This is a genomic window from Bacillus cereus group sp. RP29, from assembly GCF_040459765.1.
Classification (GTDB): Bacteria; Bacillota; Bacilli; order Bacillales; family Bacillaceae_G; genus Bacillus_A; species Bacillus_A paranthracis.
Genome location: NZ_JARVHN010000001.1, coordinates 1,771,793 through 1,790,752, shown reverse-complemented (window position 1 = coordinate 1,790,752; position 18,960 = coordinate 1,771,793). Strand labels below are relative to the sequence as shown.

Here is an 18,960-nt window from a genome sequence, read left to right as displayed (position 1 = left end):
TTCCCCCTCTCTTAAAATGAGCGATGTTTTCAGTTTACCAAAAATACAGAATTTTTAAAAGTTTTAAACTCTGTCCATATCAAAAAGAAAAGACACTCTTAGCGAGTGTCTTTTAGCGCTTATTTCATTTGTTGCTTATTCATCGCGCTCATCATTTGATTGATTTTCTTTTGGGAAGGTTTTTGTCCCATTTGCATCATCATCATTTTTAACATTTGTTCGTTAATTGGTGGATTTTTTTGTAAGTAATTCATCATGTATTTGCGGGCAATGAAAAATCCTAACGCCACGCCTGCTACTAGTGCTACTACGCCCACTAGAATACCTAACCAAATTGGCATATATTTTCCTCCTTCATGTTGTCTACCTTACAGTGTACTAAAACCTTTTCAATAAGACAAGATACAATTCGACATTTTTACACATATGTTCGTACTTGTTTTAGAGGATTCAGCCATCCGTACTTTGTATTTTCATAATCCATAGCTAAAAATGTTAATTCACACTTCCGAAGCACCTCAAAGAAAGTCGTTTCCATAGAAACATTTCCAGAGGTATTCATGCGAATATAGTGTGGTTTCACCATTATTTCGCCATATTCCGCCCCTGTATAAAGTGTATGTGTATGATGTGTTCGATCATATTTACCAAGAACGCGCAAAGCTTGTTCTAATTTATGATGAATTTTCATTACTTGTAATGGCATCGTTATATACATCATTTGTTTATATAACACTTTTTTCTCCGAAAGGGACCCAGATTCTGAAAATCGAGCAAATAAATCAAAAAACAAATATTCACGACCAAAGTAAGCTTTCGCAATATCCTCTTGAATTAAATACAATTCATACGTTTTCATCTTTCGCCTCCCAATCTGGACAACCTTTTCTCTTCATTATATAGAAGAAATTTTGCAATGATTGTCTGACTGCGGAGAGAGAAAAAACTTTTTCTGTCGAAAAAACTCATTTACATAGAAAAACCTCTCCATGCCGGAGAGATTTTTCTAAAATCATTAAAGCATTTCTTTTACTTTACGAACAACGTTCTCTACAGTAAATCCATACTCTTCCATAATCTTCTCACCAGGAGCAGAAGCACCGAATGTATCGATACCTAACACATCTCCTTCAAGACCTACGTAACGGTGCCATCCGAATGTAGCACCCATTTCGATTGCGAAACGTTTTGTTACTGCTTTTGGTAATACAGATTCTTTGTACTCAGCAGTTTGAGCTTCAAAGCGATCCATAGATGGCATGCTGACAACAGATGCGTCAACACCGTCTACTGCTAATGCTTTTTGAGCTTCAACAGCTAGACTTACTTCTGATCCAGTTGCAAGTAAGATTACATCAGCTGTTTCTTTCTTGCTTGCAGAAACTACATATGCACCTTTTGCTACTTTTTCATACGTATCGTCTTTTGCACCTTCTAATGTTGGAAGATCTTGACGAGTTAATACTAAAGCAGTTGGTTTGTTTGTAGATTCAAGAGCTAGTCTCCAAGCTGCAACAGATTCGTTACCATCAGCTGGACGGATAACAGATACATTTGGCATCGCACGTAGCGCTGCTAATTGCTCGATTGGTTCATGTGTTGGACCATCTTCACCAACAGCGATACTGTCGTGTGTGAATACATATGTTACCGGCAATTGCATTAATGCTGCAAGACGAATTGCTGGACGTAAGTAGTCAGAGAATACGAAGAACGTACCACCGTAAGTTTTTAAACCACCATGTAGTGCAATACCGTTCATTGCTGCACCCATTGCGAACTCACGTACACCGTACCAAATGTTCTTACCGCTGTAATCATCTCTTGTAAAGTCTTTTTCGTTATTCATGTATGTTTTGTTAGAACCAGCAAGGTCAGCTGATCCACCGAAGAATGATGGTACAGATTCTGCAATTGCATTAATTACAGCACCAGAAGAATTACGAGTTGCTGCTTTTGATCCTAATTCATAAGTTGGTAAGTTTTGCTCCCAACCTTCTGGAAGTTGACCGTTCATTGCTGCTTGCAGTTCGTTTGCTAATTCTGGGTATGCTTGTGCATATTCACCTAGCATCGTGTTCCACTCAGCTTGCGCAGTTTCACCAACATCTTGTACTGTTTTACGGAAGTTGTCATATACTTCTTCTGCTACATGGAAGTCTTGCTCAGCAGTCCAAGCGTATGCTTCTTTCGTTAACTTTGTTTCTTCTACACCAAGTGGAGAACCATGTGAAGCTGATTTTCCTGATTTGTTTGGAGAACCGAAACCAATTGTCGTTCTTACTTCAATTAGCGTTGGGCGTTTTTCGTCAGCTTTCGCTTCTTCGATTGCTTTCGCGATAGCTTCAATATCGTTTCCATCCTCAACACGGATTACTTGCCATCCGTATGCTTTGTAACGATCTTCTACACTTTCAGAGAATGAACGATTTAAATCGCCATCTAATGAAATATCGTTTGAATCGTAAAGCACAACAAGACGACCTAATTGTAAATGAGCAGCTAATGAAGATGCTTCAGCAGAAACGCCTTCCATTAAATCTCCATCACCACAAATAGCGTATGTATAATGATCTACTACATTATACGCATCACGGTTATATTTAGCAGCTAAATGTCTTTCTGCCATTGCCATACCTACAGCAGTTGCAATACCTTGTCCAAGTGGACCAGTCGTTGCATCTACACCAGCTGTATGACCGTACTCAGGATGTCCTGGAGTTTTGCTTCCCCATTGACGGAAGTTCTTTAAGTCATCCATTGTTACATCATAACCAGATAGGTGAAGTAGGCTGTATAATAACATTGAACCATGACCTGCAGATAATACGAAACGATCACGGTTAAACCACGTTGGGTTATTTGGATTGTGTTTCATAAATTGAGTCCATAATGTATAAGCCATTGGTGCTGCACCCATTGGCATTCCTGGGTGACCAGAGTTTGCTTTTTCAATCGCATCGATGGATAATGTGCGAATCGTGTTGATAGAAAGTTGTTCGATTGAATGTGACATGCTATTCTTCCCTTCGCTTATATTAGTAAACGTTTTATACATTTATATGATAGCTTCCCACGCAAGATTATACAACATGTATCGACAAATATGTTGATGTTTTTTTGATTTTTTATAAAAAAATCAATGTTTTCGGGAATGTATGGGTATTCAATATGACATACTTTTTCATTATTTTTATTTTGAAAAGAAAGGGAATTATCTGTATATTTATACAGATATACAAAATTCTTCAATACTAACTTTTTTTAACCCACTTGTGAACTACCCACACTTAACATGATTATTATCTACTTTCATTGTTATACCAAACTTTACCTCTTATAAGACTGATTATATCAGGGGTCAAATAAATAGGAAAACCAAATGTTTGGCTACGCCAAACCGAAATTCGTCTTTCACACGCCCCAGGAAGGAGATTTCTTTCGGATAATGCGTTAAAAATACAAAAAAGCATCTAAATTCGATGCTTTTCAAATCAGTTAAACAATCCGTTTCCGAATCGAACTTGAAATAAAATCAATGATAATGACCATTAAAATGATGCCCAATAAAATAATTCCCACACGAGACCAATTACGTGAACTCAGTGCAAAAATTAAGGGCGTACCAATACCACCTGCTCCAATAACACCTAAAATGGCAGCGGATCGTACATTAATTTCGAACCTGTATAATGTATACGATAGAAAATCTGGTAATACTTGTGGCAATACTGCATACCAAAGTATTTGGAACCGGTTTGCGCCTGTAGCTATTAACGCCTCTGTCGGCCCCTTATCTATATTTTCAATTCCTTCTGAATATAATTTCCCTAACATTCCAATAGAGTGTAATCCTAAAGCTAGGACGCCGGCAAAAGAGCCTGGTCCAACAGCCTTTATAAATAAAAGGGCCATAACTAATTCAGGAAATGTACGAACAAAACTAAGTACAAATTTCCCAGTTCCTGAAGTTAGTTTTCCACTGCTCATATTCGTCGCCGCCCAAAAAGCAAATGGAACAGATAAAAAGGCAGAAATAAATGTACCTAATATTGCTATTGCCAACGTATCAATTAAACCATGTAATAAATCTTCACCATCTGGCAAAGATACATACGCCCAATCTGGATTCAATACACCTGTCATAATTGCTTTTGTAATTTCTCCTGCCGTATCCTTAATTCCTTCTAGCGGTACTCCTGAAAAAGCCCATACGTAAACAAATATAAGTGCTATAAAAATAAACAAGCGATACACACTCGGTTTCTTCGGTTTTGGTACGATTATCGTCGTTTTACTCATTATAATTTCTCCCGCAACAATGTACTTACATGATCAATTAACAATACAACAACAAGGGTATAGATAATAATAGATGCAGTTTGCTGATATTGTAAAAATCCAAGTGTACGATCATAGTATAATCCAATACCACCTGCTCCTACTAAACCTAAAACAGCTGCTGCACGTACGTTCACCTCAAATGTATACAGAACATAAGAGACAAAATGCGCTTTCACTTGCGGAATTACTCCATAAACAATCCATTGCACTTTATTTGCTCCTACTGCTGTCATCGCCTCTAAAGGACCTGGATCAATTGATTCAATTGACTCATACAACAATTTCGCCACGAGCCCAATCGAGAAAAAAGTAAGAGCCAGAATACCTGGAAGTGGTCCGATTCCAAAAATCGCTACGAAAATTGCCGCTAATAATAAATCTGGTATCGTTCGGATAAAATTTAAAATCAATCGAGCTGGACTGTACAAAAATGCACTAGTAAACACATTGCTTGCCGCAAACAGTGCCAGTGGAATAGCTAAAATCGCTCCTAAAGTCGTCCCGATAATCGCCATACGTATTGTATCTAACATTGCTGTTGTAATAACTTGAAAATAACTCCAATCTGGCGGCACCATCTCTTTTAACAAATCCATCATATTAGGAAAACCAACTACTAGTTTTGACAATGATGCATCGACCTGTACACTACTTCCCCACAACAGTAAAATGACTAGAACAGCCGTTAACATATGTTTCAACTTACTCGGTGGCTTCGGTATCGATTTCAAATATATCGTCACGTCATTCATTTAACTGCCACCTCTAACAATTCACTTTTCTGTACTACGTCACCATAAATTTCAGCAAACTTTTCATCCGTTGCCTCTTCTACTAAACCATCAAAAACAATTTCTCCTGCATGTAATCCAATAATGCGCGTCGCATATTGCCTAGCTAAATCAATAGAATGTAAGTTTACAATTGTTGTAATTCCAAAATCTTCATTAATTTTCTTCAAATCATCTAATACTTGCTTTGTTGTTAGCGGATCTAACGATGCAACAGGTTCATCTGCCAATATAATTTTTGCTTCTTGCGCCAACGCTCTAGCAATCGATACACGTTGCTGTTGTCCTCCTGATAATTCATCAGCACGCGCATATGCTTTTTCTAAAATATTTACTCTTTTTAACGATTGAAAAGCAAGCTCCAAATCTTCTTTCGGAAATAGACCTAACGTTGTACGCAACGTCGAATGATACCCAACACGGCCAGCTAATACGTTCTTTAATACTGTTGATCGCTTTACAAGGTTAAAACTTTGAAAAATCATACCAATATCCCGGCGCATGCGGCGTAATCCTTTTCCTTTCGCAGCCGTAATAGACTCACCTTCAATCATGATTTCTCCTTCTGTAATCTCATGAAGACGATTTACCGATCTTAGAAGTGTAGACTTTCCAGCTCCGGAAAGCCCTACCATTACAACAAACTCACCTTTTTGAATTTTCAAGTTTATATTATTCAATCCTTTTGTACCATTTGGATACACTTTGGAAACATTTCGAAACTCTATCACACATCTTACCTACCTTCTATGTATTCAAAACGGCAAACTAACTGAAAACATACCTTTCCAGCTAGTTGCCATTTCCATATGTATTATTGCGTTTTTACTTTCTTTCCATATTCACGAACGATATCAAATTTACTATCATCAGATTTAACATATCCTTCATGTGAATATACTTCTTTAATGATTTTGTGACCTTCCTCATTCTTTCCAATTTCAATGAAAGCATCCTGTAATTTCTTGCTCCACTCTTCATCTAAATCAGAACGTACCGAAATCGTATCGTTTGGAATTTTCTCCGTAAATTTCACTATTTTCGTTTGATCGAATATATTCGGATAATCTTTTTTTACAATATTACGAGCATCTTGGAATACAACAGCTGCATCTACGTCACCATTTAAAAGAGCAATAAGCGACTGATCGTGACCTTTTAATGTAACAGGTTTCACATCTTTTAACGGATCAACGCCCTCTTTTAATAGTACAGCCGCAGGCCACACATATCCCGCTGATGACGTTACATCTTGATAGCCAATTTTTTTACCTTTTAAATCTTTTACACTATTAATATTTGAATCTTTCTTAACAACAAACTCAGATTTATAAAAGTCTACTAAGTCCTTTGTAGGAGCTCCCGTTTCATCATCTACGCCAAAACGTTGCGCTTGTAAAATTACGTTTGCTGCCTTTTTCTCATGTGCTAACACATACGCTGTTGGGGGTAAAAATCCCACATCTACTTGCTTAGATGCCATCGCTTCTACAATTGTATTATAATTCGTTGAAATACTAACTTTTACTGGAATATTTAACTTATCACTTAATAGCTTCTCAAGTGGTTTTGCCTTCGCCTCTAACGTATCTGCATTTTGAGAAGGAACAAATTGAACATTTAAAGTCTTCGGTACATACCCTTTTTTCGTATCTTCATTTTTACTTGCGCTTGATTCCTTCGTTCCACAGCCACTTAACAAACCCGCTGCTAATACAACTGTTGTGCTCATTGCAAAAACTTTTTTCAACATGTTAATGCCTCCATTTTTCATTGTTATAAAATAACCTTTCATAAACATGAAGAAATATATCACACATTTTTACAAATAATTGATTATTTACAGAATCTTTACACATTCTATACACTCACATTAAAATTCTCTCCATATATTTGATATGCTTAATCAGTAGATAATAATAGAAAAGGTGAATGATATTGAATCAAAATCAAATTGTAACTTTAAACATCCTATTAACAAGTGATATACATGGTACTGTTTATCCAATTCACTACCAAGATAACTCTCCAGCAGAAATTGGTTTAGCTAAGATTTCTACTCTTATAAAAAAAGAACGGTCCCAAAATAAAAACGTTCTTTTAATTGATAACGGTGACTTCATACAAGGAACACCATTTACTTACCATTACGCTACATATGAAAAAGATAAGAAAAACCCAATGTCATTAATAGCAAACTATTTACGTTATGACGCTGCAGTGATTGGGAATCATGAATTTAATTATGGAATGGATGTATTAAACAATGCTATTTCTACTGCAAACTCCCCATATTTATCAGCAAATATTTTAGACAAAAGCAATAAAAAACCTTATTTCGGGAAACCATATATAATAAAACATATTGAAGCAAATATAAAAATTGCTATTTTAGGGGTGACAACGCATTATATTCCAAATTGGGAACAACCCCATCACATTAAAGACTTGCAATTTGAAGATGCGTTAGAAACAACAAAAAATTGGGTTTCTTACATTCACGAACATGAGAAACCAGATTTACTAGTCGTAGCGTATCATGGGGGATTTGAACGCGATTTACAAACTGGAGAACCGACTGAAGTTTTAACAGGCGAAAACCAAGGGTATGCTATGTGTCATGAAATTGAGGGCATAGATATTTTATTAACAGGCCATCAGCACCGAGAAATGGCTCAAACAGTGGGTAATGATGTAACAATTTTACAGACTGGATGTAACGGACATTCAGTTGGAAAAGTAACTGTAACATTTGAAAAAATGAAACAAGAGTGGGTAAAAAAAGAGAGTTATTCCGAACTATTGACTGTGCAAGAAATCGAGGCAGATCCAGATGTTCTTTACTTGGTAACTGATTATGAAGAGAAAACACAAAAATGGCTTGATCAACCTATTGGAACCATCCACGGTGACATGCAAATTTCAGATGCTATGCAAACTCGTTTGCAAGACCATCCTTTTATTGAATTCATAAATAAAATACAGATGGATATGGCTAATGTTTCTATTTCTTGTACAAGCTTATTCCATAATACATCTCCAGGTTTCCCGACATATGTAACAATGCGTGACATCGTTTCTAATTATATTTATCCAAATACATTAAAAGTAATTAGAATAACTGGAGCTGATATAAAAGATGCTCTCGAACTCTCTGCTTCTTATTTCACATTAAAAGAAGATGGAACCATCATCGTAAACCCTAGCTACATAGAACCAAAACCGCAACACTATAATTACGATATGTGGGAAGGAATTTCGTACGTATTAAACATTTCCAAACCAATTGGCGACAGAGTAGAATCTTTACAGCATAAAGGCACTCCTCTTAATATGAGTGAAGAATATGATGTCGTTATGAATAATTATCGCGCGAGCGGCGGAGGGAACTTCTTTATGTTTCAAAATAAGCCCGTAATAAAAGATATACCAACAGATATGTCTGAACTTATCGCTAACTATATATTGAAGCATAAAAAGATAGAAGCAACAGTTAATAACAACTGGAAAGTTATTAAATAAATAAATAAAAAAAGATGGGCTTCGCCCATCTTTTAGTTTAATTTTGCATTATCTTGCTTTTTTAAAGCTTTTAATTTCGCCGGTGTAACATCAGTACCTTGTTCGTTAACGACTTTAATTCCTTTTAGTTCGTTTAACATATTTTGACGAAATCCTTTTAAATATTGTTCACGTAGCGATTGACGCTCACGTTGTTCTTCTTCAGTTAAACCTTCAGCTTTTGCTTTTTTCGCTAAGAAGTTAATGCGTTCAACGAGTTCGTGACTAAGCATCTCGAATCCCCCTTCTACTCAAAACTGATTATTATCATACAATAGTTACTCTTCTTTATCAAGCAATTGCTTTGTATACTCTACATATCTACGATGTACCGTCGCTTTTGAAACATTATGACCAAAGCCACGTAGTGTTGCTGCAATTTCTTCGAAAGTAAGTTCACTCTTACGTAAACGTACAATTTCCTCAATTGGCACTTCTTTCTTCTCTCGTCCTACACTTAAATGACGATTCTTTAAATTATTTTCTGGACGATAGCCTTTTTCTACTGCTCGTTGCATACCACGTTTAATTTTTAAATTATGAATCTTTCTTTGATACTCTTCAACAATACCAATAATATCTAATACCATTGAATCAGAATCCGACAATTGCAATTCACCATTATGTGTATGCGTATATACTTTTATTCCTTCTTTATGTAAACAGTGCATTAACGCAATCTTTGCATTCCCCCTACCAAGGCGCGTTTCATCTTGTATAAGTAGCACATCAATTTGTTCGTCTCGAATTGTATCTAGCACTTCTAATATGCCATCACGTTCAATTGTATAGCCACTAGCCTGCTCTTCAATCACCTTAGTAACATTCATTTGATAGCGCTCCGCTAAATGCAATAATTCATCTTTTTGACGTAATAATGATGTTTCTTGCGCTTCTTTTGTTGTACTCACACGCGCATAAATAATTGCATTCATTATGAACCCCTCTTTCTCACTATAATTTCCCTTTAGTGTAACATAAATTCGCCTTTTGTTCGAACTTATGTTTGTAGAATGTTTTTTCACATGTTATACTTATTAATAAGAAAAATGAAAGAAAACGAGGTGTTAGAAAACATGGAAAAGTTAACGAAACGCCAGCAAGACATTCTCGACTTTATTAAGCTAAAAGTACAAGAAAAAGGATATCCACCTTCCGTACGTGAAATTGGCCAAGCAGTCGGCCTCGCTTCTAGTTCTACAGTGCACGGACATTTATCAAGATTAGAAGAAAAAGGATACATTCGACGCGATCCAACAAAACCACGCGCAATTGAAATTTTAGGTGAAGACCGAATGGATACAGAAACACAATCTGTTATTCAAGTTCCAATTGTCGGGAAAGTTACTGCTGGATTACCAATTACAGCAGTCGAAAGCGTTGAGGAACACTTCCCTCTTCCAGCTAGCATTGTCGCAGGAGCAGATCAAGTGTTTATGTTACGTATTTCTGGAGATAGTATGATTGAAGCTGGTATTTTCGATGGAGATTTAGTTGTTGTTCGCCAACAACAGTTTGCATATAATGGTGAAATTGTAGTCGCTTTAACAGAAGATAATGAAGCAACTGTTAAACGTTTCTATAAAGAAAAAGACCATTTCCGTCTACAACCGGAAAACTCTTCATTAGAACCTATTATTTTAAAGCAAGTGTCAGTTATCGGTAAAGTAATTGGCGTATATCGTGATTTACATTAAGAATAAAAAAGAAGATAATTACCTTATTTATATAAGGTAATTATCTTCTTTTTTGTATTTTGATAGATTTTCACACATTCTATTTCTTACGAACGCGTTTCAATCGTCACATCGCCCGCAGCTGTTTTACCGCTAATCTTTTTACTCCCATTACCAATCGTTACGTCTTTATTTTCTTCATTAAAAATTGTTACATCCCCGGCAGCACTTTGCCCAGTAATTACCGCATCTTTTGGTTTTTCCGATAAAGTAATATTTACATCTCCCGCAGTTGAACTTGCTTCTAGATTGTACTTAGAATCATGATCTAGAATATTTATTTCCCCACTGGTCGTTTTTGCAGTCACTTTCCCTATTACTTTTTTAAAGTTTACTTCACCAGCTTTTGTAGATCCCTCCACATTCTTAGCCGTTACATGTTTCAAATCCACTTCTCCAGTAAGTGTTCTAGCACTTACACGGTCACTTTTCACATCACTTATTTCAATTTGTCCCGCAGATGAATTTACTTTTACATCTTGGTAAGAGCGTTCAGGCACAAGGAGAGTCAATGTAGACGTTTGAAACCTAAAATCGTAAAAAGAAAAATCAAATGAAGCACCTTTTTCTCTTTCCCCAATGATTTTTAATGTGTCACCATCTTCAGTAATATGAATCTCTTGTTTACGCGCATCTCCTAATTGCTTTACATAAAAAGAAGCGTCAGGAGATTTTTGGACAACAATATCCCCGACATCTAACTTAACTTCTATATTTTTTAGTGTTTCGTTTTTAATTATATCTTCTTTGTTTCCTTTTTCTGCAGTTTGCACTGCTTTTTCATATGTTTGTGAAATTCCTATTACTCCAATAATGATACAAGCGATCGCTACTAACAATATTTTTTTCATCATCTACTCCCCTTTTATCATTTTGAAGTTCCATATGACATAACGTACACATAACCTTTTAAACCACTTCGTACTATAATAAGCGATAATACATAACAACAAACCTATCCCAACAAATGTTATACTTACGAATACATCTAACCATATAAATGTGCCCATAAATACTTTTCCAATAACGAAAAATGGTGTCACTACACTAACAATCCCACCGACCCAAAAAGAGAATATAAAAGCGATAATTGCAACTAACGGGCCTAATACAATAATGAAATTAAACAAACTAAGTCCAATCGCTGCCATGACAGCTCTTGTCACATTTGAAGTTGACGGATCTTTTTTCATTTCATCAAATCGATACATCGCAAGTAATTCTTTTGCAATTACTTTCGGAGAGCCAAGACCCTTTATTATTTCCGATTCAGTTTTCCCCTCTTCTATCCCAAACTGAAAATGCTCTTCATAATCAAATAAAATATCTTTCCTCTCTTCGTCCGGTAACTTTCTAAGATGACCTGATAATTCCTTAAGAAACTGTTCTTTACTCATCCCATTCCACCCCTTCAATAATTTCTTGTACACCTTTCGCAAAATCACGCCACTCTGTTACTAACAAATTCAGTTGCGTTTCCCCTTGCTCAGTTAGTTGATAATATTTGCGAGGTGGTCCTTCCGTAGATTCTTTTAAATACGTTTGAAAATATCCTTCCTTCGTTAAACGGCGTAATAAAGGATATACTGACCCTTCCGATATTAAAAATTTATTTGAGATTTGCTGAACAAGTTCATAGCCGTAACAATCCTTACGTTTCACAAGTGCCAGTACACATAGTTCTAACACACCTTTTTTAAACTGAACGTTCAAGGACAATCCCCCTTTCTCATTTCAGTACTGTTCAATACACAGTACCTTCCTTATCCATAATATACCACTTAGTATTGTTTATTGCAAGGTACTATATTTTTAAACACTCGAACTTTAGTATGAAACATATCCAATACCGAACACAACATATCATTCAATTTTTTATATCCATAGATATTACGCATGTTACTTTTACTTATCCACCCTTTTGGAACACAAAACAATTCGAATTTCACCACGTTACATTAAAGTTATGGAATAGAAATTTAAATACCGTCATAATTTTTTCAGACATCTATTCAATTCATTTCAACTAACACCTATATTGCCAACAAATAAAAAAGCCCTGATACCGTAGTATCAGGGCTCCTCACCTCTTAGTAAAGAGACATATATTGATCGCGTTCCCATTGGTGAACTTGCGTACGGAAGATATCCCACTCAATTTCTTTCGCTTCGATGAAGTGCTCAAGTAAGTGATCTCCTAATGCGTTACTAATTACTTCGTTAGATTGTAATGTAACTAAAGCTTGCGCTAATGTTGCTGGTAAGTCAACGATACCTGCTTCTTCGCGCTCTTCTTTTGTCATTACGTAGATGTTACGATCTACTGCAGCTGGTGGAGTTAATTTGTTTTTAATTCCATCAAGACCTGCTGCTAATAATGTAGCCATTACTAAATATGGGTTTGCAGCTGGGTCAACACTACGTACTTCTACGCGTGTACTAATACCACGAGATGCAGGGATACGTACTAATGGACTACGGTTTTGTGCAGACCATGCTACGTAACAAGGAGCTTCGTATCCAGGTACTAAACGCTTGTAAGAGTTTACAGTTGGGTTTGCCACCGCTGTAAATGCTGGTGCGTGTTTTAAAATACCTGCGATGAAGTGACGAGCATCATCACTTAATTGTAAGTCACCGTTTTGATCATAGAATACGTTCTCACCATTTTTGAATAGTGATAAGTTACAGTGCATACCTGAACCGTTCACACCGTATAATGGTTTTGGCATAAATGTTGCGTGTAAACCGTGTTTACGAGCAATTGTTTTTACAACAAGTTTGAATGTTTGAATGTCATCACATGAACGAATTGCATTTGCATATTTGAAGTCAATTTCGTGCTGCCCTGGAGCAACCTCATGGTGAGACGCTTCAATTTCAAAGCCCATTTCTTCAAGTTCAAGAACGATATCACGACGACAGTTTTCCCCTAGATCCATCGGCGCAAGGTCGAAGTATCCACCGTTATCGTTTAATTCTAATGTTGGATTTCCTTTTTCATCTACTTTGAATAGGAAGAATTCTGGCTCTGGTCCAAGATTGAAATCTGAGAATCCTAAAGCTTCCATTTCTTTTAATACACGTTTTAAGTTGTTACGTGGATCCCCTTCAAATGGAGTGCCATCTGCATTGTAAATATCACAGATCAATCGAGCTACTTTACCTTTTTCAGCTGTCCAAGGGAAAATCACCCAAGTATCTAAGTCTGGATATAAGTACATATCAGATTCTTCAATACGTACGAAACCTTCAATAGAAGATCCATCAAACATCATTTTGTTATCAAGAGCTTTTGTTAATTGGCTCACTGGAATTTCTACGTTTTTAATTACTCCTAAAAGGTCCGTAAATTGTAAACGTATATACTTTACATTCTCTTCTTTCGCCAAACGGAAAATATCTTCTTTTGTGTACCTAGCCATTATAAATTCCTCCTTAGTCCCTCTAAACACCTTCAGAATCAGTTCTCTTTAGTGAAAAAACCTTGAAATATCACCTTGTCGCAATGAAGTTCGATTAAATCTACCTGTATGTTGTAGTTCGTCTCGAAGTATTTTGCGAAGCTCAGTTTTTGAAATTTCTTTCGTTTCTTCTTTTACTTTCACTGCTTCTGTTTGATTTTCTTTCATTAGTAACACTTGTTTAATACCAGCCATATTCAAGCCTTGATCTAATAAATCTTTAATCTCTAACAACTTATCTACATCGTTAAATGAAAATAATCTACGATTCCCCTTTGTACGGGTTGGAGAAACAAGATTATGCTCTTCATAGTAGCGAATTTGACGTGCAGATAATTGTGTTAAATCCATAACAATACCAATAGGAAACAGCGGGGCAGAACGTCTATCTTCTTTCATCGTTTCAGTTCCTCCTTCGCCTTAACTGCTTCTCATTTTATACCATGTTATGTTTGATGTCAATAGATGTTAGCTTTTCTTACATGATTTTTTTAAAAGTTTTTTCATTCTTTTTTCTAATGCAATAAATCATTACTTTCACACGAAAAAAAGCTGTCGAAATCGACAGCTTCCCTTTAAGAAATTGTTAATAATTCTTTTTCAATTAATGCATCAATTGCAGAACAGATCGCAATCTTCACATGCGAATAAGTTAGCCCACCTTGTACGTAAGCAACATAAGGCGGACGAATTGGACCATCAGCTGACAATTCAATACTTGCACCTTGAATAAAAGTTCCCGCAGCCATAATTACATCATCTTCATACCCCGGCATATAGTTAGCATATGGAGTGAAGTGAGAATTAATCGGGGATGCATATTGAATTGCTTGGCAGAATGCAATCATGCGATCTTTGTCATCAAATTGAACAGATTGAATTAAATCTGTTCTTGGTGCATTCCACGCTGGTGATGTATTCATTCCTAACTTTTCTAAAAATGCAGCTGTAAAAATCGCACCTTTTAGCGCTTGTCCTGCTACATGCGGCGCTAAGAAGAAACCTTGATACATTTCTTGCAGACTGTATAAAGATGCACCTGCTTCCGCACCGATTCCTGGAGATGTTAAACGATAGGCGCACGCTTCAACATACTGTTCTTTACCAACAATATAACCACCAGTTTTAACAATTCCCCCGCCCGGGTTTTTAATAAGCGAACCTGCCATTAAATCTGCACCAACATGACATGGCTCTTGTTCTTCAATAAACTCGCCATAACAGTTATCTACAAACACGACAACATCCGGTTTAATTTCTTTAACAAACGCTATCATTTCTTTAATTTGAGAAATAGTAAAAGACGGACGAGTAGCATAACCTTTTGAGCGCTGAATACCGATCATTTTCGTATTACTATGAATGGCAGCCGCAACAGCTCCTAAATCAACAAGCCCCTCTTCAGTAAGCGGAACTGCATTATAACCAATATTATATTCTTTGAATGATCCTACACCTTTTCCGCGTACACCAACGATTTCTTCTAACGTATCATACGGCTTACCAGTGATGTACAATAACTCATCTCCTGGACGTAAAATACCGAATAGCGCTGTAGAAATAGCGTGAGTACCTGAAATGATTTGCGGACGAACTAGGCCCGCTTCCGCTCCAAATACATCTGCATACACTTTTTCTAACGTATCACGACCAATATCGTCATAACCGTAACCTGTCGTCGGAATAAAATGTGAATCACTAATTTTATGTTTACGAAAACTTTCTAACACACGAAACTGATTACTTTCAATTACTTCATCCGCACGTTTATGTACTTCTGTAATTTGGCTCTCTACTTCTTTTACGATTGGAGCAATTTTTTCTCCATTTTTCAAACGATCAAACATTTTTATTTTCTCCTTCTTCCACTAAAAATCTCTTTAATTGCGCATTAAGTGATGAATGAGCAAAAATATACCCTGCGCAATCATACACAAATTTATCTTCCAAAAACTCCATTTTTGTTAATAGCGTCTCCGTCTTTAATAGAGTTAATAACTTACCTTCACTCGGAGGAATCTCCACTTGATAACGATTCATTTCTTCCTTCATTTTCGTTTCTATCGCTTCTTTTATATGTAATAGATCCTTTTCTTCAAAAGCACTAGTCATTAAGAAGTCATTTTTCGGAAACGGAATAAAGTTTTGATGTAATTCATCTTTTTTATTATATAACGTAATAATAGGAATATGATTTATTTCGAGTTCTGACAATAATTGTTTTACTGTTTTCTCATGCCCTACATAATTAGGATCTGCAGAATCCACAACATGTAAAATAACATCCGCTTCACCAGCTTCTTCTAACGTCGAACGGAATGCAGCAATTAATGACGTAGGTAAATCTTGTATAAAACCAACCGTATCAGTTAGTAATACTGTATAACCAGAAGGTAACGGCATCTTCCTTGTCGTCGGGTCTAGCGTCGCAAACAACAAATTCTCTTCAAACGTATCAGCTTCCGTTAATCTATTAAACAGTGTAGATTTTCCCGCATTCGTATATCCTATTAATGAAACTTGGAATACTTTATTATCTTTTCTTCTTTCACGATATCTTTTTCGATGCTCCACAACAACTGCAAGTTGCTTCTTTATTTCATCAACGCGCGCTCGAATATGACGACGATCAGTCTCAAGTTTCGTTTCACCTGGCCCTCTCGTTCCAATACCACCACCAAGACGTGATAAAGACAATCCTTGCCCCATAAGACGCGGCATTGTATATTGCAACTGAGCTAATTCTACTTGAAGCTTCCCTTCTCTCGACTTCGCACGTTGCGCAAAAATATCTAATATGAGTTGCGTTCGATCAATTACCCTCGCATCTAATACTGCGGATAAATTCCGAATTTGACTCGGTGTTAATTCGTTATTAAATACGATAACATCCGGTTCTAGTTCTTCAGTTAACATTGTAAGCTCTTCTAATTTACCTTTACCTATATAAGTCGCCGGATGAAACTTCGGTCGTTTTTGCGTTGTAGACACTAACAATTCTGCTCGTGCAGTTTTCGCTAATGATGCAAGTTCTTTCATGGAATGCATAAATTTTCCATCATCATCTTGCGGCAATTGACAGCCCACTAATATGACTTTCTCTTTTTCTTCCATCAAATATGTTCACTCATCCTTTTCGAAATTTAAACCTTCTAATATAATAGCAGAGGAAGCACATTTCATCTAGTTAGCGGGGGAGAAAATTCATGGCATGGGAGATTTTTAGCATCATAGGCACAATTGCTTTCGCATTAAGCGGGGCTATTGTTGCAATGGAAGAGGATTATGATATTTTCGGGGTGTATATTTTAGGAATGGCAACCGCATTTGGGGGAGGTGCCCTTCGTAATTTATTAATCGGTTATCCGATTGTCGCGTTTTGGCAACAAGACATGTTATTCCAAATCGCACTTTTATCAATGACGATTATTTTTCTTTTTCCAAATAAATTAATTAGACACTGGAAAAAGTGGGAAAACATCACTGATGCTATCGGCTTATCAGCATTTGCCGTACAAGGGGCATTATACGCTCAAAAATTAAATTTACCAATTAGCGCTACAATCGTAGCAGCCGTTTTAACTGGCATTGGAGGCGGTATTATCCGCGATCTTTTAGCCCGTAGAAAACCTCTCGTTCTTCGAGCTGATGTATATGCTTTTTGGACGATTCTGGCAGGTTTCTTAATCGGCGCTCAAATTATTGTTAGCGATTGGGCTCTATACACCTTATTCATTTTAATTGTTTGCTTCCGCATGGTTTCTATTCATTACAAATGGCATTTACCGCATAGACGCATCGACACAAACGAACGTTCAATGCATAAATAGCAATCCAACCTCTTTACAGATCGTAAAGAGGTTTTTCTTTTCTAACGAGTTTTTCCTTACATAATGTTTATACTAATTCTCAAAGCGAGGTGAACACAAATGACAAACCATGTGAATAAAGGGGCTCAAAAAAGCTCAGTAGGTCAAATTGGACATGATCCTAATTCTGCACACGAAAAAAGCGCTAAAATGGAACGTTTCCATAAATCTTATCAAGAAAAAGCAAAAAAATAGTAGAGCACTTATATAAAAAAACAGACGCACAGTTTACGTACTGTGCGTCTCCTCTTCAAGCATCAAATCACTACTTGATATTCCAATCAAATCATATTTATCATACGCATCCTCTTGTAACAACCGCATAGCTTGTGTACGAATTGATTTTTCAACAATATTCCGGACATATCGTCCATTACTAAAGGATGTAATTTGCGATGAGTACTTTACAGCATGTAAATGATCTCTAAATTTCCATTCAGCCTCTTTCGATAACTGATATTCACGTTCTTCATACATCCTCTTCCCTATTTCTAACAGCTGATTTACTGAGTAATCCGCAAACTCAATTATAAACGGAAAACGAGATTGCAGTCCTGGATTCAATGAAAGAAAGTGATTCATCTCTCTGGAATATCCAGCTAAAATCAATACAAAACCGTGTTGCTTATCTTCCATATGTTTTACGAGCGTATCAATTGCTTCTTTTCCAAAATCTTTTTCTCCCCCTCGTGCTAATGAATAAGCCTCATCAATAAACAAAATTCCCCCCATTGCTTTTTTTATTAAATCTCTTGTTTTTTGAGCCGTATGACCGATGTACTCTCCTACAAGATCTGCACGTTCAGCTTCAACTAGGTGCCCTTTTGATAGAATATTCATCTCAAATAACAATTTTCCTATCATTCTAGCAACAGTTGTCTTCCCTGTACCCGGATTGCCTTTAAACAACATATGGAGTACTTGCTTCTCAGACTTCAATCCTATTTCTTGTCTTTTTTTATTCACATAAATCCAAGCATATATTTCTTTTATTATCTTTTTTATATCATCCATCCCAACGAGTTTTCCCATCTCTTCTTCAATTCTTTGCAGCATCTCATGTTTCGTAGTAGTTTCATTTGAAATTACTGTTTTATTTTCTGCAGCCGGTAAAGAAATTTTCTTTCGATGATTTAACACAATGTTAATTTGATTATTATTTTTCTTTCGCATCGATTGTTCCATACAATCACCT

At 36.4% G+C, this 18,960-nt stretch carries 21 protein-coding genes; 4 read left to right on the top strand and 17 right to left on the bottom strand.

Features of this window, described 5'->3' with window-relative positions; all coding sequences use genetic code 11:
• Positions 1-119: 119 nt before the first annotated feature.
• The 7 genes from QCI47_RS09485 to QCI47_RS09455 all read right to left on the bottom strand — a co-directional run bounded on the left by QCI47_RS09485 (position 120) and on the right by QCI47_RS09455 (position 6,888).
• On the bottom strand, positions 120-341 hold the full coding sequence (locus QCI47_RS09485) for a YneF family protein (RefSeq protein ID WP_001123317.1): 222 nt from the start codon (positions 339-341) through the stop codon (positions 120-122).
• Positions 342-418: 77 nt separating this feature from the next.
• Positions 419-859 carry a sporulation inhibitor of replication protein SirA gene (gene sirA / locus QCI47_RS09480; RefSeq protein ID WP_000860645.1) on the bottom strand — a complete coding sequence of 147 codons (441 nt, stop codon included), beginning with the start codon at positions 857-859 and terminating at the stop codon, positions 419-421.
• 156 nt (positions 860-1,015) lie between these two features.
• Entirely contained in the window at positions 1,016-3,016 is a 2,001-nt protein-coding gene (tkt, locus tag QCI47_RS09475) for a transketolase (protein ID WP_000019772.1), read from the bottom strand.
• A gap of 482 nt (positions 3,017-3,498) precedes the next feature.
• A complete protein-coding gene (gene phnE, locus QCI47_RS09470) occupies positions 3,499-4,302 on the bottom strand; it encodes a phosphonate ABC transporter, permease protein PhnE (RefSeq protein WP_000047888.1) in 804 nt (267 codons plus the stop codon).
• A complete protein-coding gene (gene phnE, locus QCI47_RS09465) occupies positions 4,302-5,096 on the bottom strand; it encodes a phosphonate ABC transporter, permease protein PhnE (protein WP_076873488.1) in 795 nt (264 codons plus the stop codon). Before phnE (QCI47_RS09465) ends, phnE (QCI47_RS09470) begins: the two co-directional genes overlap by 1 nt.
• Complete coding sequence (gene phnC, locus QCI47_RS09460) at positions 5,093-5,866, bottom strand: phosphonate ABC transporter ATP-binding protein (protein WP_000569254.1); 774 nt, start codon at positions 5,864-5,866, stop codon at positions 5,093-5,095. The genes phnE (QCI47_RS09465) and phnC overlap by 4 nt, the downstream gene beginning before the upstream one ends.
• An 83-nt stretch (positions 5,867-5,949) precedes the next feature.
• Positions 5,950-6,888 carry a phosphate/phosphite/phosphonate ABC transporter substrate-binding protein gene (locus QCI47_RS09455; RefSeq protein WP_000915052.1) on the bottom strand — a complete coding sequence of 313 codons (939 nt, stop codon included), beginning with the start codon at positions 6,886-6,888 and terminating at the stop codon, positions 5,950-5,952.
• Positions 6,889-7,073: 185 nt separating this feature from the next.
• Between QCI47_RS09455 and QCI47_RS09450 the strand changes: the two genes are divergently transcribed.
• Entirely contained in the window at positions 7,074-8,657 is a 1,584-nt protein-coding gene (locus tag QCI47_RS09450; RefSeq protein WP_076873489.1) for a bifunctional metallophosphatase/5'-nucleotidase, read from the top strand.
• A gap of 32 nt (positions 8,658-8,689) precedes the next feature.
• Here QCI47_RS09450 and QCI47_RS09445 read toward each other — a convergent pair whose 3' ends face one another.
• The gene (locus QCI47_RS09445; RefSeq protein ID WP_000948565.1) at positions 8,690-8,929 is read right to left on the bottom strand and encodes a DUF896 domain-containing protein; all 240 of its coding nucleotides are present in this window, start codon (positions 8,927-8,929) and stop codon (positions 8,690-8,692) included.
• A 45-nt stretch (positions 8,930-8,974) separates the two neighbouring features.
• The gene (locus QCI47_RS09440; protein WP_000991471.1) at positions 8,975-9,631 is read right to left on the bottom strand and encodes a YneB family resolvase-like protein; all 657 of its coding nucleotides are present in this window, start codon (positions 9,629-9,631) and stop codon (positions 8,975-8,977) included.
• A gap of 141 nt (positions 9,632-9,772) precedes the next feature.
• Here QCI47_RS09440 and lexA point away from each other — a divergent pair, with 141 nt between their 5' ends.
• On the top strand, positions 9,773-10,393 hold the full coding sequence (gene lexA / locus QCI47_RS09435) for a transcriptional repressor LexA (RefSeq protein WP_353812005.1): 621 nt from the start codon (positions 9,773-9,775) through the stop codon (positions 10,391-10,393).
• Positions 10,394-10,479: 86 nt separating this feature from the next.
• Here lexA and QCI47_RS09430 read toward each other — a convergent pair whose 3' ends face one another.
• From QCI47_RS09430 to hflX, 7 genes are all read right to left on the bottom strand, one after another.
• Entirely contained in the window at positions 10,480-11,286 is an 807-nt protein-coding gene (locus QCI47_RS09430; protein WP_000976123.1) for a DUF4097 family beta strand repeat-containing protein, read from the bottom strand.
• Positions 11,287-11,829 (bottom strand): DUF1700 domain-containing protein, encoded by a 543-nt coding sequence (locus QCI47_RS09425; protein WP_309422902.1) that lies wholly within the window; start codon positions 11,827-11,829, stop codon positions 11,287-11,289.
• The gene (locus QCI47_RS09420) at positions 11,822-12,145 is read right to left on the bottom strand and encodes a PadR family transcriptional regulator (RefSeq protein ID WP_001102620.1); all 324 of its coding nucleotides are present in this window, start codon (positions 12,143-12,145) and stop codon (positions 11,822-11,824) included. The genes QCI47_RS09425 and QCI47_RS09420 overlap by 8 nt, the downstream gene beginning before the upstream one ends.
• Before the next feature lie 377 nt (positions 12,146-12,522).
• Positions 12,523-13,857, bottom strand: coding sequence for a type I glutamate--ammonia ligase (gene glnA, locus QCI47_RS09415; RefSeq protein ID WP_000135330.1), 1,335 nt, complete (start codon positions 13,855-13,857; stop codon positions 12,523-12,525).
• A gap of 48 nt (positions 13,858-13,905) precedes the next feature.
• A complete protein-coding gene (glnR, locus tag QCI47_RS09410) occupies positions 13,906-14,295 on the bottom strand; it encodes a transcriptional repressor GlnR (protein ID WP_000656783.1) in 390 nt (129 codons plus the stop codon).
• A gap of 176 nt (positions 14,296-14,471) precedes the next feature.
• Positions 14,472-15,743, bottom strand: coding sequence for a methionine gamma-lyase family protein (locus tag QCI47_RS09405; RefSeq protein WP_000460300.1), 1,272 nt, complete (start codon positions 15,741-15,743; stop codon positions 14,472-14,474).
• Positions 15,736-17,010 (bottom strand): GTPase HflX, encoded by a 1,275-nt coding sequence (hflX, locus tag QCI47_RS09400; RefSeq protein WP_353812004.1) that lies wholly within the window; start codon positions 17,008-17,010, stop codon positions 15,736-15,738. Before hflX ends, QCI47_RS09405 begins: the two co-directional genes overlap by 8 nt.
• Positions 17,011-17,102: 92 nt before the next feature.
• On the opposite strand from hflX, the gene QCI47_RS09395 reads away from it, so the two are divergent.
• Positions 17,103-17,726, top strand: a complete 624-nt coding sequence (locus QCI47_RS09395; protein WP_000312265.1) for a trimeric intracellular cation channel family protein — start codon at positions 17,103-17,105, stop codon at positions 17,724-17,726.
• Between the two features lie 99 nt (positions 17,727-17,825).
• The gene (locus QCI47_RS09390) at positions 17,826-17,960 is read left to right on the top strand and encodes a hypothetical protein (RefSeq protein WP_000181496.1); all 135 of its coding nucleotides are present in this window, start codon (positions 17,826-17,828) and stop codon (positions 17,958-17,960) included.
• A 33-nt stretch (positions 17,961-17,993) separates the two neighbouring features.
• On the opposite strand, the gene spoVK is transcribed toward QCI47_RS09390, so the two are convergent.
• Positions 17,994-18,950, bottom strand: coding sequence for a stage V sporulation protein K (gene spoVK, locus QCI47_RS09385; RefSeq protein WP_000438181.1), 957 nt, complete (start codon positions 18,948-18,950; stop codon positions 17,994-17,996).
• Positions 18,951-18,960 lie beyond the last annotated feature (10 nt).

Bases quoted from the DNA above. Each gene is read 5' to 3' on its own strand.
- tkt (WP_000019772.1), bottom strand. From the start codon at position 3,016: ATGTCACATTCAATCGAACAACTTTCTATCAACACGATTCGCACATTA.
- QCI47_RS09485 (WP_001123317.1), bottom strand. From the start codon at position 341: ATGCCAATTTGGTTAGGTATTCTAGTGGGCGTAGTAGCACTAGTAGCA.
- phnE (WP_076873488.1), bottom strand. From the start codon at position 5,096: ATGAATGACGTGACGATATATTTGAAATCGATACCGAAGCCACCGAGT.
- glnA (WP_000135330.1), bottom strand. From the start codon at position 13,857: ATGGCTAGGTACACAAAAGAAGATATTTTCCGTTTGGCGAAAGAAGAG.
- hflX (WP_353812004.1), bottom strand. From the start codon at position 17,010: ATGGAAGAAAAAGAGAAAGTCATATTAGTGGGCTGTCAATTGCCGCAA.
- QCI47_RS09455 (WP_000915052.1), bottom strand. From the start codon at position 6,888: ATGTTGAAAAAAGTTTTTGCAATGAGCACAACAGTTGTATTAGCAGCG.
- QCI47_RS09395 (WP_000312265.1), top strand. From the start codon at position 17,103: ATGGCATGGGAGATTTTTAGCATCATAGGCACAATTGCTTTCGCATTA.
- sirA (WP_000860645.1), bottom strand. From the start codon at position 859: ATGAAAACGTATGAATTGTATTTAATTCAAGAGGATATTGCGAAAGCT.
- phnE (WP_000047888.1), bottom strand. From the start codon at position 4,302: ATGAGTAAAACGACGATAATCGTACCAAAACCGAAGAAACCGAGTGTG.
- QCI47_RS09440 (WP_000991471.1), bottom strand. From the start codon at position 9,631: ATGAATGCAATTATTTATGCGCGTGTGAGTACAACAAAAGAAGCGCAA.
- QCI47_RS09405 (WP_000460300.1), bottom strand. From the start codon at position 15,743: ATGTTTGATCGTTTGAAAAATGGAGAAAAAATTGCTCCAATCGTAAAA.
- QCI47_RS09430 (WP_000976123.1), bottom strand. From the start codon at position 11,286: ATGATGAAAAAAATATTGTTAGTAGCGATCGCTTGTATCATTATTGGA.
- QCI47_RS09390 (WP_000181496.1), top strand. From the start codon at position 17,826: ATGACAAACCATGTGAATAAAGGGGCTCAAAAAAGCTCAGTAGGTCAA.
- lexA (WP_353812005.1), top strand. From the start codon at position 9,773: ATGGAAAAGTTAACGAAACGCCAGCAAGACATTCTCGACTTTATTAAG.
- spoVK (WP_000438181.1), bottom strand. From the start codon at position 18,950: ATGGAACAATCGATGCGAAAGAAAAATAATAATCAAATTAACATTGTG.
- QCI47_RS09445 (WP_000948565.1), bottom strand. From the start codon at position 8,929: ATGCTTAGTCACGAACTCGTTGAACGCATTAACTTCTTAGCGAAAAAA.
- QCI47_RS09425 (WP_309422902.1), bottom strand. From the start codon at position 11,829: ATGAGTAAAGAACAGTTTCTTAAGGAATTATCAGGTCATCTTAGAAAG.
- glnR (WP_000656783.1), bottom strand. From the start codon at position 14,295: ATGAAAGAAGATAGACGTTCTGCCCCGCTGTTTCCTATTGGTATTGTT.